Origin of the sequence: Pseudomonas sp. I8001, from assembly GCF_013385345.1 — a bacterium.
GTDB lineage: Bacteria > Pseudomonadota > Gammaproteobacteria > Pseudomonadales > Pseudomonadaceae > Aquipseudomonas.
Map to the genome: position 1 here is coordinate 13136 of NZ_JACAQC010000058.1, position 14347 is coordinate 27482.

Annotated in this window: 12 protein-coding genes; all 12 read right to left on the minus strand. The window is 62.1% G+C overall.

What is annotated here, in order from left to right:
• Positions 1-95: 95 nt before the first annotated feature.
• Entirely contained in the window at positions 96-1373 is a 1278-nt protein-coding gene (locus HX839_RS28775; RefSeq protein WP_003219237.1) for a flavohemoglobin expression-modulating QEGLA motif protein, read from the minus strand.
• Positions 1374-1394: 21 nt separating this feature from the next.
• Positions 1395-1943 (minus strand): hypothetical protein, encoded by a 549-nt coding sequence (locus HX839_RS28780; protein ID WP_003219239.1) that lies wholly within the window; start codon positions 1941-1943, stop codon positions 1395-1397.
• Positions 1944-1959: 16 nt separating this feature from the next.
• Positions 1960-2676 (minus strand): TetR/AcrR family transcriptional regulator, encoded by a 717-nt coding sequence (locus HX839_RS28785; RefSeq protein ID WP_023659125.1) that lies wholly within the window; start codon positions 2674-2676, stop codon positions 1960-1962.
• A gap of 152 nt (positions 2677-2828) precedes the next feature.
• Positions 2829-4331 (minus strand): lysine--tRNA ligase, encoded by a 1503-nt coding sequence (gene lysS, locus HX839_RS28790; protein ID WP_008431110.1) that lies wholly within the window; start codon positions 4329-4331, stop codon positions 2829-2831.
• 78 nt (positions 4332-4409) lie between these two features.
• Positions 4410-5505 (minus strand): peptide chain release factor 2 gene (gene prfB, locus HX839_RS28795; protein WP_096236834.1). Its coding sequence is split into 2 segments (ribosomal slippage): positions 4410-5432 and positions 5434-5505, totalling 1095 coding nucleotides; the frame shifts between segments, so codons are not numbered across the junction.
• Between the two features lie 246 nt (positions 5506-5751).
• Positions 5752-6753, minus strand: coding sequence for a diguanylate cyclase domain-containing protein (locus HX839_RS28800; protein ID WP_177068066.1), 1002 nt, complete (start codon positions 6751-6753; stop codon positions 5752-5754).
• A gap of 51 nt (positions 6754-6804) precedes the next feature.
• On the minus strand, positions 6805-7815 hold the full coding sequence (locus tag HX839_RS28805; protein ID WP_177020585.1) for a chemotaxis response regulator protein-glutamate methylesterase: 1011 nt from the start codon (positions 7813-7815) through the stop codon (positions 6805-6807).
• Positions 7812-10115 carry a hybrid sensor histidine kinase/response regulator gene (locus HX839_RS28810; protein WP_177020584.1) on the minus strand — a complete coding sequence of 768 codons (2304 nt, stop codon included), beginning with the start codon at positions 10113-10115 and terminating at the stop codon, positions 7812-7814. The genes HX839_RS28805 and HX839_RS28810 overlap by 4 nt, the downstream gene beginning before the upstream one ends.
• Positions 10112-10798, minus strand: a complete 687-nt coding sequence (locus HX839_RS28815; protein ID WP_102368208.1) for a chemotaxis protein CheW — start codon at positions 10796-10798, stop codon at positions 10112-10114. The genes HX839_RS28810 and HX839_RS28815 overlap by 4 nt, the downstream gene beginning before the upstream one ends.
• Complete coding sequence (locus HX839_RS28820; RefSeq protein ID WP_134325821.1) at positions 10795-12057, minus strand: protein-glutamate O-methyltransferase CheR; 1263 nt, start codon at positions 12055-12057, stop codon at positions 10795-10797. Before HX839_RS28820 ends, HX839_RS28815 begins: the two co-directional genes overlap by 4 nt.
• Entirely contained in the window at positions 12057-12569 is a 513-nt protein-coding gene (locus tag HX839_RS28825) for a chemotaxis protein CheW (protein ID WP_102368206.1), read from the minus strand. Before HX839_RS28825 ends, HX839_RS28820 begins: the two co-directional genes overlap by 1 nt.
• A complete protein-coding gene (locus HX839_RS28830; protein WP_003219261.1) occupies positions 12569-14191 on the minus strand; it encodes a methyl-accepting chemotaxis protein in 1623 nt (540 codons plus the stop codon). The genes HX839_RS28825 and HX839_RS28830 overlap by 1 nt, the downstream gene beginning before the upstream one ends.
• Positions 14192-14347 lie beyond the last annotated feature (156 nt).

Below are 14347 nucleotides of genomic sequence, written 5' to 3' on the forward strand. Positions count from 1 at the left end.
AATGCGGTGATTCAGTAACCACATCTGTTGCTGATACACCGCATTCGCGAGCAAGCCCGCTCCCACATTTTGACTGAGTTCCTTCAGAGATATCGTTAAAGGATATTGGAGTAATCCGCCTCGATCCGGTCCAGGCTCAAATGGTTGAGGAAGTTGGAGAAACACATCCACGCCGCCAACGCATTCATGTCGCGGAACTGATCCGGCAGGTATTTGGGTGGCACCACCAGGCCTTCGTCCACCAGTTGGCGCAGGGTACGCATGTCTTCCAGGGTGGTCTTGCCGCAGAACAACAACGGCACTTGCTCCAGCTTGCCTTTGCGCACGGCCAACTGAATGTAGTTGTAAACCATGATAAAGCCCTTGAGGTAGGACAAATCCTTGGTAAACGGCAGACCCGTAGGCGTCGACCCACGGAAAACCCGGCTGGCGTTGCCGTAGCTTTCCGCCATCTCAAAGCCCTGCTCGCGGAAGAATTCGAACACCTGCAGGAAGTCGGCTCCCTGCTCCACCATATGAATGGCGCGAGTGCGGTTGGTCAGCTTGCGCAGGCGGCTGGGGTAGGAGGCGAAGGTGATGATTTCCATCAGGATCGCCAGGCCTTCCTGGGTCACGGTCGACGAGGGCGGGCCCTTGGACAGGAAGGTGCAGATCGGCTGGTTTTGCCCATTGAGGGTGGTGCCCACGTGCACCAGGCCTTCATGGACCTCCAGGGCGCGCACGTCGCGGTCGTTGAACATCGCGTCGGCGCGGATCTTGATGTAGTCGGCACCTGCCGCCGCATCCGCCACGATACCGTCGGACTCGAACACCCGGATGGTTTCCTCGGCCTCGCCGAATACCTTGTTCAGGCGGCTCTGCAGCAGGTTGACGGCGTCCTTGGCGGTCAGGGTCTTGGCTTCGTCCTTGAGGTCGCCACGGCCATCGATATTGTTCAGGTAGTCCGACATCATCAGGCCGAGGTCGGCCAGGGTCGGGTCACCGGCATGGAACGCATCGGAAGCGGCGCCATACAGCTCCTGGGAGATCAGGCCGAAATCCTCGGTGCCCCGCGCTTCGAGCATGCGCACCACCATGCGGTACTCCTTGCACATGCGCCGCATGATCTGCCCGACCGGGTTGAACTGGCCAAGCTGGCGAGTGATGTCACGCTCGATGTTCTGGAACTCCAGCTTCACCGCGCTGGAATCGAACGACAGCGGCCGGGTCAGGTAGTAGTCGCGGTCCACCGCCGGCATTTCCTTGCCCTTGGCCTTGAGGAATCCCTGGCGAATATTCTCGTCCCACTTCACGGCGTCGAGGACGCGAATCGGTGTTTGCGCCAGCACAATGCGATCGGACAAGGCGCGTATCGTCTGCTGGTAATCGTCCACCCGGTACTTCCTCTTTAAACGTTATTTGCCTGCACGCTGGTAGCGCACGGCTTCGACGAACACATCGGCATTGGCCGGATCATCCAGGTACGCAAATACCCGGGCCATGGAACTGTCGATCAACACACCGGCACCCTCGACGGTTTCGACGGTGCTGCCACTCAGGACCTTCTGGCCGACCGCCTGGTGGACCTGATCCAGGTCGAGGTTGTAGACCACCAGCTCGTGCTCATCATTCAATTCGAACCCGGCGAGGATGTAATGCCCGCCGAACCTGGCCGGCAATGGCGCCGACAGATACCAGCGGCTGCCATGCCGGGAAACCGTGAACAGGTATTCATCCCGCTGGCCCGGCTTGGCCTTAGGGTAGCTCACGGCTTTGTAGCGGTGCTTACCGACGCGGCTGATTTGCAGGTTGAGCGGCTCACCCCAGGCATTTTTGCTGGCCCATTTGCCAAGCAGACCATCAGGCGCCGCCTCGCTGGCGGGCAACGGGTCCTTGAAGGTCACCAGGCAACCGCTGAGCAACAGGAACGACAAGGCGATCACGACGACGCGCCAGGCTTTCATTGGACAATCCCCTGTGTCAGACCGAAGCCAACACCAAATGCATGTAACGCTTGAGGATCTCAAGCATTTCTTCGCTGGTCAGAGGCTCTGCGCCGCCCAGCAGGCCCTGATATTCCATCCGACCGATAATCGCCGTCAACACTTTGGCATCCTGTTGCGGCTCGCGGGAACCCAATACCTGGAAAAACTGGCAAGTGCCCTGCAGCAGGATTTGCTGGTGGGAGCGCACCAGCTCGGCCAGGCGCGGGTTCAGCAGCGCTTCCTGGCGAAACGCCTGCTCGGCCATCAGGTGCTCACGGCGGTTGAGCAATTGGCGTTGCACGTAATCGGCGGTCAGGCGCGCGATGTCATCGGCCAGTTGCGAGCGCGACTGCGGGCTGCCGTCGCCATAAGCCACCATCTCGCGCAGCAGGCCTTCGTTACGCACCCACAACTTGCCCATGAACGCGGCGCTGCGCTCCACATATTGGGCGAAGGTGTCGGTGAGCAGGTCGTCGATGTCCTTGAAGTAATAGGTGGTGGCCGACAACGGCACACCGGCTTCAGCCGCCACCGCACGGTGACGCACGGCACGTACGCCTTCGCGTACCACGATGCGCATCGCTGCATCGAGAATGTCCTGCCTGCGCTGCTCACTGCCCCGGCGACTGGCCTTGCGGCCCTGGTACTGAACACTTTCAGCCACGGCAGCGGCAATGCCGGCGGCACCCTTTTGAGCCATTACGCGGTTCACGACGGATCTTCCTCCACAGTGTGACGCGGAGCGTCACGGGCTGCGTTCCCACGCGGAGCGTGGGAACGATCACCTGGCGCTGTTTACTTGACGCTTATAAACGCCACATAAAAAAGCCGCCTTATAAAAGGCGGCTTCGGATTTCGCTACGGTTACGCTTGTGGCCGCATGTGCGGGAACAAGATCACGTCACGGATCGACGGCGAGTTGGTCAACAACATCACCAACCGGTCGATGCCGATACCTTCACCGGCGGTAGGCGGCATGCCGTATTCCAGGGCGCGTACGAAGTCGGCGTCGTAGTGCATCGCCTCGTCGTCGCCAGCGTCCTTGTCGGCCACCTGGGCCATGAAGCGCTCGGCCTGGTCTTCGGCATCGTTCAGCTCGGAGTAGGCGTTGGCGATTTCACGGCCGCCGATGAACAGCTCGAAACGGTCGGTGACGTTCGGGTTGTCATCGTTGCGACGGGCCAGCGGCGACACTTCGAACGGGTACTGGGTAATGAAGTGCGGCTGCTCCAGCTTGTGCTCCACCAGCTCTTCGAAAATCATCACCTGCAATTTGCCCAGGCCTTCGAAGCCCAGCACCTTGGCGCCGGCTTTCTTGGCGATGGCGCGGGCCTTGTCGATGTCGTTCAGGTCATCGGCGGTCAGCTCAGGGTTGTACTTGAGGATCGAATCGAACACCGACAGGCGGACGAACGGCTCGCCGAAGTGGAACACCTTGTCGCCGTACGGCACGTCGGTGGAACCCAGGACCAGTTGCGCCAGTTCGCGGAACAGTTCCTCGGTCAGGTCCATGTTGTCTTCGTAGTCGGCGTAGGCCTGGTAGAACTCCAACATGGTGAATTCAGGATTGTGACGAGTCGAAACGCCTTCGTTACGGAAGTTGCGGTTGATCTCGAACACTTTTTCGAAGCCGCCAACAACAAGCCGCTTGAGGTACAGCTCAGGCGCAATACGCAGGAACATTTCCATGTCCAGCGCGTTGTGGTGGGTTTCGAATGGCTTGGCTGCGGCACCACCCGGGATGGTTTGCAGCATCGGCGTTTCAACTTCGAGGAAGTCACGCTTCATCAGGAAGCTGCGGATGTGCGCAATAACCTGCGAACGCACGCGGAAGGTCTGGCGCACTTCTTCGTTGACGATCAGGTCAACGTAGCGCTGGCGATAGCGCTGCTCGGTGTCGGTCAGGCCGTGGTGCTTGTCCGGCAGCGGGCGCAGGGATTTGGTCAGCAGGCGCACGCTGGTCATTTCAACGTACAGGTCACCCTTGCCGGAACGGGCCAGGGTGCCTTCGGCGGCAATGATGTCGCCCATGTCCCAGGTTTTCACCGAGGCCAGGGTTTCTTCGGACAGGGTTTTACGGTTGACGTAGACCTGGATGCGACCGGTCATGTCCTGGATCACCATGAACGAGCCACGGTTGAGCATGATGCGACCGGCAACCTTGACCGGGATTGCAGCCTCTGCCAGCTCTTCCTTGGTCTTGTCCGCGTACTGTTTCTGCAAGGCATCGCAGTAGTTTTCGCGGCGGAAGTCGTTCGGGAAGGCATTGCCCTTGGCGCGCTCGGCAGCAAGCTTTTCCTTGCGCAGGGCGATCAGGGAGTTTTCTTCCTGTTGCAGGGCTTGCGGGTCGAGTTGTTGGTCGCTCATGTCTTTAAATTTTCCATCAGGTTCGTTGTCCCCGGCCTGCGGCCGGGGATCGCCGGCAAGCCGGCTCCTACAAGGGAGTTACAGGCCAGATTTCAGGCTGGCTTCCAGGTATTCGTCGATATCACCGTCGAGCACCTTGTCGCAGTCGCTGCGTTCGATGTTGGTACGCAGATCCTTGATCCGCGACGCGTCGAGCACATACGAGCGGATCTGGTGACCCCAGCCGATATCCGACTTGGTGTCTTCCAGCGCCTGGGACGCGGCGTTGCGTTTCTGCATTTCCTGCTCGTACAACTTGGCCCGCAGCATTTTCATGGCGGTGTCCTTGTTCGCGTGCTGGGAACGTTCGTTCTGGCAGCTCACCACGGTATTGGTCGGTACGTGGGTAATACGTACGGCCGAGTCGGTGGTGTTTACGTGCTGGCCACCGGCACCGGAGGAACGGTAGGTGTCGATCCGCAGGTCTGCCGGGTTGATCTCGATTTCCACCTTGTCGTCGATCTCTGGCGAGACGAAAACGGCGGAGAACGACGTGTGGCGACGGTTGCCGGAGTCGAACGGGCTCTTGCGCACCAGGCGGTGTACGCCGATCTCGGTCCGCAGCCAGCCAAAGGCGTATTCGCCCTTGATGTGCACGGTCGCGCCCTTGATGCCGGCGACTTCACCGGCCGACAGTTCCATGATGGTCGCGTCGAAACCGCGTTTGTCGGCCCAGCGCAGGTACATGCGCAACAGGATGTTGGCCCAGTCCTGGGCTTCGGTGCCGCCGGAACCGGCCTGGATGTCCAGGTAGGCGTTGTTCGGGTCCATTTCATGGCTGAACATGCGGCGGAATTCGAGTTTGGCGAGGTTTTCCTCGAGACGGGCCAGCTCGGCGACGACATCGCCCACTGCGCCTTCGTCGTTTTCTTCGACGGCCATGTCCAGCAGGTCGCGGCAATCGCCCAGACCGGTGTTCAATTCGTCGAGGGTGTCGACGATCTGCGCCAGCGCAGCGCGCTCGCGGCCCAGTTCCTGGGCGTATTCAGGTTTGTTCCAGACAGCCGGATCTTCAAGCTCGCGATTGACTTCGGTCAGACGCTCATGCTTTTGATCGTAGTCAAAGATACCCCCGAATAGTTTCGGAGCGCTCGGACAGGTCCTTGATGGTGTTAAGGATCGGGTTGATTTCCATGGCGGGCAGCACTCGTTGGCGAACTTTTGAAAGCCGACGAGTATAACGACAAACGGCTGATAACGGCAGTCCGCTTGGCCGAAAAGGCGGGGATATGCACCATCCAGACAGCGATGAAGATCAAATGTGGGAGCGGGCTTGCTCGCGAATGCGGTGGTTCAGTCGCCAGATGCATTGACTGACACACCGCATTCGCGAGCAAGCCCGCTCCCACATTAGGTCTGCGACATCCCGCAGACCGTATTCCTACTCGATCCCCACCTGATTACGCCCATTGTGCTTGGCCAGGTACAAGCCTTTGTCCGCTGCCGAGATCAACTGCCGGCAATCGGTACCCTGCAATGGGGTCATGGTCGCCAGACCAATACTGATGGTCAGGCTCGAGCCGTCCGCCGGGGCAATGTGCGGGATTTTCAGGCTAGCCACCGCCTGGCGCAGCTTCTCGGCCACCAGCCGTGCCCCACCCGGCGAGGTATTGGGCAGCACCAGGGCAAACTCTTCACCGCCATAACGCGCCGGCAAATCCGAAGGACGGCTGCTGGCATCACGAATGGTCGCCGCCACCTTGCGCAACGCCTCGTCGCCTTCCAGGTGGCCGAAACTGTCGTTGTAGGTCTTGAAGAAGTCCACGTCGATCATCAGCAGCGACAGTTGGGTCTGGTCACGCATGGCGCGGCGCCATTCCAGTTCCAGGTATTCGTCGAAATGCCGGCGATTGGACAGCCCGGTCAGGCCGTCGGAGTTCATCAGCCGTTGCAGCACCAGGTTGGTGTCCAGCAACTGCTGTTGGCTGACCCGCAGCGCCCGGTAGGCCGCGTCCCGTTGCAACAGGGTCATGTAGGAGCGCGAGTGATAGCGGATGCGCGCCACCAGTTCGATGTTATCCGGCAGCTTGACCAGGTAGTCGTTGGCCCCGGCAGCAAACGCCGCGCTCTTGATCAGCGGGTCTTCCTTGGTGGAAAGCACGATGATCGGGATGTTCTGCGTCGCCGGGTGATTGCGGTATTCGCGCACCAGGGTCAGGCCATCGAGACCCGGCATCACCAGGTCCTGCAGGATCACCGTCGGCTTGATACGGATCGCCTGGGCAATGGCCTGGTGCGGATCGGCGCAAAAGTGGAAGTCGATATTGTCTTCATGGGCCAGGCCCCGGCGTACGGCCTCGCCGATCATCGCCTGGTCGTCGACGAGCAGCACCATGGCGGCGTTTTCGTCGGTCTTGAAGTCGTCGAGCTGCAAATCATTCATTTACGGTCACCTGAATTACTACCTGCAGGCCAGGACAGCGTGTGATATCGGTCATTTTGCGAATACCTCCAGCAATCGTGGCGCAATTCTGTCCAATGGGCGAATTTCAACAGCCGCGTCAATCGCCGCTGCCGCTTTGGGCATGCCGTAAACAGCACAGCTTTGCTGGTCCTGCGCGATGGTCAGGTAGCCTTGCTGACGCATCAACTTAAGTCCCTGGGCGCCATCACGCCCCATCCCCGTCAGCAGCACGCCAACGGCATCGCCATTCCAGTAGCTGGCGACGCTCTCGAAAAACACGTCGATGGACGGCCGGTAAATCTCGTTCACAGGTTCGGCGGTATAGGCCAGCGTGCCGTTCTTCAGCAGACGAATGTGATGGTTGGTGCCCGCCAGCAACACGACGCCACTTTGGGGCGGCTCGCCTTCCCGGGCCAGGCGCACCGGCAGGCCGGAGGCACTGCTCAGCCATTCGGCCATGCCGGCGGCGAACACCTGGTCCACATGCTGCACCAGCACAATGGCCGGCGAGAAGTCCCGGGGCAAGCCCTTGAGCAGGGATTCCAGGGCAGCCGGGCCGCCTGCGGACGAACCGATGGCCACCAGGCTCTGGCGTTTGCCCGTGGCCCGCTGGGGCGCAGGCTCGGCCCGCACGCGGCTGCCACGCTGGCCAATCAGCCAGCCGATATTGAGGATCTTGCGCAACAGCGGTGCCGCGGCGTCCTTCGGATTGCCCACGCCCAGTGCAGGGGTGTCAACCACGTCCAGGGCGCCATGGCCCATGGCTTCGAATACACGGCTGACGTTGGCCTGGCGGTCGACGGTGACAATCAGGATCGCACAGGGCGTCTCGGCCATGATCTGCCGGGTGGCCTCCACACCGTCCATCACCGGCATGATCAGGTCCATCAGAATCAGGTCGGGCGTGAACTCGGCGCAACGCTGCACTGCTTCCAGGCCGTTGTCTGCAACCCACACTACTTCGTGGGCCGGCTCAAGGCTCAACGCCCGGCGCAAGGCCTCCACGGCCATGGGCATGTCATTGACGATCGCAATCCTCATGCCCGTGCTCCTCCAATCAGCTCCACCACCGCGTCCAACAGCGCGTCGTCATGGAAGCTGGCCTTGGCTAGATAATAGTCGGCGCCGGCGTCCAGTCCACGACGACGGTCTTCTTCCCGATCCTTGTAGGAAACAACCATCACCGGCAGGGATTGCAGGCGAGTATCACGGCGCAAGAGTGTGACCAATTCAATACCGTCCATGCGAGGCATATCAATGTCCGTGATCAGCAGGTCGAAGTCTTCGGAGCGCAGCGCGTTCCAGCCATCCATGCCATCGACTGCCACGGCCACTTCATAACCGCGATTAAGTAACAATTTGCGTTGCAGCTCACGCACGGTCAGCGAGTCATCCACCACCAGAATACGCTTGCGCGGTGCTTCGAGGGTTTGCTGGGTGCGTCGGGCGATGCGCTCCAGACGACCGGTATTCAGCAGTTTGTCCACCGATCGCAGCATGTCTTCGACGTCGACGATCAGCACCACCGAACCGTCATCGAGCAACGCTCCGGCGGAGATGTCCTGGACCTTGCCCAACCGGTCGTCCAGGGGCAATACCACCAGCGTGCGCTCGCCGATAAAACGCTCCACGGCAATCCCGTAGACCGCGTCGCGCTCGCGGATCACCACGACCTTGAGGGTTTCCTGACTGCCCTGCCCCGGCGGGCGCTGCAGCAACTGGCTGGCGGCGACCAGGCCGACATGCCGGCCTTCGTGCCAGAAATGCTGGCGGCCTTCCAGTTGCACGATGTCGTCGGGCGCAAGATCGCACATGCGCTCGATGTGGGCCAGCGGGAAGGCGTAGGCCTCTTCGCCAACTTCCACCACCAGGCTGCGCACTACCGACAGGGTCAACGGCACTTCCAGGTGGAAGCGACTGCCCTGCCCCGCCGTCTGCTCCAGCACCACCGCGCCGCGCAACTGGCGCACCATATGCTGCACCGCATCCAGGCCGACCCCGCGCCCCGAGACCTCGGTGACCTTGTCCCGCAGGCTGAACCCCGGCAGGAACAGGAACGTGAGCAGTTCCTCTTCGCTCAGGCGCAGGGCGGTTTCCACCGGCGACAACTGCCGGTCGACGATGGTGCCGCGCAGGCGCTCCAGGTCGACACCGTTACCGTCGTCGCTCAACTCCAGCACCAGCAAGCCGGCCTGGTGAGACGCCCGCAGGCGGATCAGGCCTTCAGCCGGTTTGCCCGCCAGCAGGCGTTGCTCGGGCATTTCAATGCCGTGGTCAACAGCATTGCGCAGTAAATGGGTCAGCGGCGCTTCGAGTTTTTCCAGCACATCGCGGTCGACCTGGGTTTTCTCGCCTTCGATTTCCAGGCGTACCTGTTTACCAAGGCTGCGGCCCAGGTCACGCACCATGCGCACCTGCCCGGCCAGCACGTCGGCAAACGGCCGCATGCGGCACGCCAGCGCCGTGTCGTACAAGACTTGGGCGCGTTGCCCGGCCTGCCAGCCGAACTCGTCGATTTCGGCGGTTTTTTCCGCGAGCAGTGCCTGGGCTTCGCTCAACAGGCGGCGGGTATCAGCCAGCGCTTCCTGGGCTTCCAGGCTCAGGTCGACGGTCTTGAGGTGGCCGTCGAGGTTTTCCAGGGCGCGGGCACTGTTGCTCTGGATGCGCTTGAGGCGTTGCAAGCTGGCGAGGTAAGGCTTGAGCCGCTGGGTTTCCACCAGGGACTTGCTGGACAGGTCCAACAGGCTGTTCAAGCGTTCGGCGGTCACCCGCAACACCCGCTCGCCGCCTTCGGTCATGCGCTTATTTTGGCGTGGCAGTTCGGCACTGACCGGCGGCGCGGCCTCGGGCTCCGGCGGCAGGGTCAGCAGCGCTTCCATCGACAATTCAGGTTCTGGCGCGGGTGTGGGCGGCGGCGCAGGCTTTGGCGCAGCGGGCGGCGCGACTTTCTGCGACGGATCGAGCAACCGCTCCATCAATGCCACATAGGACTCGATGTCCGCCGGGCCCACGGTGTTGCCCGGCGTGGCAATGCGCATCAACAAATCGGTGCCTTGCAGCAGTGCGTCGATATGTTCCGGCAGCAGGTACAAGCGGCTTTCCTGGGCGCTGACCAGGCAATCCTCCATCACGTGGGCCACGCTGACCCCCGCGTCCACCCCGACAATCCGCGCCGCGCCCTTCAGGGAATGGGCGGCGCGCATGCAGGCTTCGAGCTGGTCGGCCTGGGTCGGGTTGCGCTCCAGGGCCAGCAGGCCGGCGCTGAGCACCTGGGTCTGGGCGTCGGCTTCCAGGCTGAACAGCTCCAGCAGCGAGGCATCGCGCATCTGGTCGGGGGTCATGTGAGGCTCCGGGTCACGGCAGACAACAATTGCGCCTCGTCCAGCCAGCGCAGGCTGCGGCCTTTCCACTGCAACACCCCTTGGGTATAGCGGGCGCTGGCCTGGGTGCCGGAGGCAGACGCCGCGTTCAAGGTGCGTTCATCAATGGCATGGATACCGTCCACTTCGTCCACCGGCACCACCACCGGGCCGTCCTGCGCCGCGATGATCAGCATGCGCGGCATGATTCGTGCGCCACTGGGGCCGCTGCCGGTGCTGTCCAGCCCCAGCAATTCCACCAGGGACAGGCACGCCACCAGTGCGCCACGCACGTTGGCCACGCCCAGCAAGGCGCGGGAACGCTGATGGGGCAAGGAATGGATCGGCTGCAACGGCGCCACTTCCACCAGGCAGCGAGTGGCGATGCCCAGCCATTCTTCGCCGAGGCGGAACATCAGCAGCGAACGGGTGAGGACATCACCCTCGACTTCCGGCGTCGCGACGGGGCGGTGATCGTCCTGCTGCAAGGCATAACGGTCGAGCAGGCGCGTGGCGGCGGCGGAATACACCGAGCAATTGCGACAGTGAATGTGCTCGGCCAGCAGCGGGCAGGACTTGTCACCGTGGATGCCGATGCGGTTCCAGCAGTCATCGATGGCCTGGGTATCGGCCAGGGTCAGGTTCAGCTCGGGATCCAGGGTCATGATTTACGCTCACTGTCAGCTCGCTCGCTGCGCGCGGCACGAGCCTGCAAACGCCGGGCGCCGGCGACATCGCCCTGGGACTCGAGCAACGCGGCCAGGTGCATCAAGGCCTGCGGGTGCTGGGGTTCCAGGTACAAGGCTTTTCTGTAATAACCCTGGGCTTCCAGGGCGCTGCCGGCCACATCGCTGAGCAGGCCCAGCCAATAAAACACCTGGGCCGCCGGCGGATGGCTCTGCAAATAACGCTCGCAGGCAGCACGGGCTTCCAGGCTCTTGCCTTCATTGGCCAGGGTCGCAATCTGACTGAGCAGATCGGCGGCGTCCGACTGCGGGGGCGGCGGCTTGATCGGTACCACTTGGGCACTGACGGTGCTGAACGGCCGGGGCCTGGTCGGGATAGGCGCGGCACTGCGCTGAGGAATCGGCGCGGGCATCGGCACAAATACCGGTTCAGGCGCGGGCTCCGCATGCCGGCTGAAGGCAAACGACTGCGGCACGCCAATCGAACGCATGCCCAGGCGCCCCAGCAGGCTGCCTTCGGCAGGCCCGATAAACAGCACGCCGTCGACGTGGGTCAGGCCCTTGAGCACTTCAAACACCTGCTTCTGGGTCGGCTGGTCGAAGTAGATCAGCAGGTTGCGGCAGAACACAAAATCGTAGGTGGGCTCGTTGGCCAGCAGCGTGGGGTCCAGCAGGTTGCCCACCTGCAGGCGCACTTGTTCGCGTACCCGGTCGGCAATCCGGTAGCCGTCGGTTTGCTCGGTGAAGTGGCGATCGCGGAACTCGAGGTCCTGGCCGCGAAACGAATTCTTGCCGTACACCCCACGGCGGGCGCGCTCCACCGACAGCGGGCTGACGTCCATGCCCTGCACCTTGAACTGATGCGGTGCCAGCCCGGCGTCGAGCAAGGCCATGGCAATCGAATAGGGTTCTTCGCCGGTGGAACACGGCAGGCTGAGGATCCGCAGGGCGCGCATCTGCTTGATTTCGGCCAGGCGGGCGACCGCCAGCCGGCCCAGGGTGGCGAAGGATTCGGGGTAACGGAAAAACCAGGTTTCGGGGACGATCACCGCTTCGATCAGCGCTTGCTGTTCGTCGGTGGAGGCCTGCAATTGCTGCCAGTATTGATCTGCGGTCTGCGCGCTGAGCGCCATGCTGCGCTGGCGTACGGCACGCTCGATGATCGCTTCGCCCACCGAGGCAACGTCCAGGCCAATGCGCTCCTTAAGGAAGTCGAAGAAGCGTTGATCACTGCTCATCAACCCTCCTCGCCCGCGGCAAACAGCAGCGCCTGCACGTCAGCCGTCAGCAGGTCCGCCACGCCGATCCACTGCATCAAGCCACGCTCGTCTTCGCGCACCGGGCCCAGGTAACGTGCCTGGCGGTTGTCCAGGCCGTAGGGCTGGAACTCCGCCGGGTCACAGCGCAGGGTATCGGTGGCCTGTTCGAGGATCAGCCCCAGCCAGCGTGCCGGAGTGAGTGCATCCGGCTGATAATTGACCAACACCAGGCGCGTGCTGGTGCGGGCCTGGGCCGGCGTACCGAAGGTCAAGGCACTGAGATCGATCACCGGCACCATCGCCCCGCGATGGGCAAAGATCCCGGCGACCCACGCAGGCGCATGGGCAATGGGCTTGAGCGGCAGGCGCGGCAGCACCTCGGCCACTTCCGTGGCCTTGAGGGCATACCGTTCATTACCGATGTGAAACACCAGGAACAGTGCTTTCTTCACTGCCGCAACGGCACCGCGTTTAGCCGCGAGGTCGTTCATCAGACTTTAAAACGCGACACGCCGCTGCGCAGGCCGACGGCGACCTGGCTCAGCTCGTCGATGGCAAAGCTGGCCTGACGCAGGGACTCCACGGTCTGGCTGCTGGCATCGCCCAACTGCACCAGCGCATGGTTGATCTGCTCGGCGCCGGTGGCCTGGGCCTGCATGCCTTCGTTGACCATCAACACCCGTGGCGCCAGGGCCTGCACCTGATGGATGATCTGCGACAGCTGCTCGCCCACCTGCTGCACCTCGAACATGCCACGGCGCACTTCTTCAGAGAACTTGTCCATGCCCATCACCCCGGCCGACACCGCCGACTGGATCTCGCGCACCATCTGCTCGATGTCGTAGGTGGCCACGGCGGTCTGGTCGGCCAGGCGCCGCACTTCGGTGGCCACCACGGCAAACCCGCGACCGTACTCACCGGCCTTCTCGGCCTCGATGGCAGCGTTGAGGGACAACAGGTTGGTCTGGTCGGCGACCTTGACGATGGTCACCACCACCTGGTTGATGTTGCCGGCCTTCTCATTGAGGATCGCCAGCTTGGCGTTTACCAGGTCAGCTGCGCCCATCACCGAGTGCATGGTTTCTTCCATGCGCGCCAGGCCTTGCTGGCCGGAGCCGGCGGCCACCGAGGCCTGGTCGGCGGCGGTGGAGACTTCGGTCATGGTACGGACCAAGTCCTTGGAAGTAGCAGCGATCTCCCGCGAAGTAGCGCCGATCTCGGTGGTCGTCGCGGCGGTTTCAGTGGCCGTGGCCTGTTGTTGCTTGGAAGTCGCGGCAATCTCGGTTACCGAGGTAGTGACCTGTACCGAAGAGCGCTGTGCCTGGGACACCAGGGCGGTGAGCTCGGTCATCATGTCGTTGAAGCCGGTCTCTACTGCGCCGAATTCGTCCTTGCGTTCGAGGTTCAGGCGTTTGCTCAAGTCGCCGGTGCGCATGGTTTCGAGGATGTCGACGATGCGTTTCATCGGCGCCATGATCGCGCGCATCAGCAGCAGTCCGCAGAGGCCGGCGGCGAGGATCGCGAGGATCAGCGAGACGCCCATGCTGATTTTTGCAGCGGACACGGCGTCGTCGATAGCGTTGGTGGCGCGGTCCGCGACGTTTTTGTTTTCGGTGATGATGTCGTTGAGCTTCATGCGGCCTGCGGTCCAGGTCGGGGTCAGCTCTTCGTCGAACACTTTGCGGGCGGCGGCGACGTCATTGCGTTGCAGGTTTTCAGTGACTGCGGCCAAAGCCTTGTTGTAGGCCTGGTGCAGGGCTTCGAACTTATCGAACTCGGCCTGATCCTCAGCGCCGTTGATAGTTGCCTTGTAATTGGCCATTTGCGTGATGATGCGCGCTTCGAAGGACTTGTAGTCGGCCTTGTCGGCTTCGGTGAGTGTCTTGTCTTTGCGCAGGCCGATGATGTCGAGGGTGTCGAGGTAGCTGTCGACCCATGCGCTGCGGATCATGGAGCTTAGGTAGACCCCGGGGACTGCGTCATCGCGGACTGACTCTTCGCCAGCCTCGATCTTCAACAGGCGTGAATACGAGACCACTACCATCAGCAGCATGATCGCGATGATGACCGCAAAGCTCGCCAAAATCCGTTGGCGCAAGGTCCAGTTCTTCACAGTAATTCCTCGAGGGCCATTCAAATGGAGAGGAGTATAGCTGAGCGGATGCCATCATTAATCAACGGGTTGTGGGATCTGGGTCACGCTCGGGGGAGGAAAGTTTTCTTGGGGGGGGGCATATCCGTTGCTGCGGTAACGGCTGCTATTGGTTCC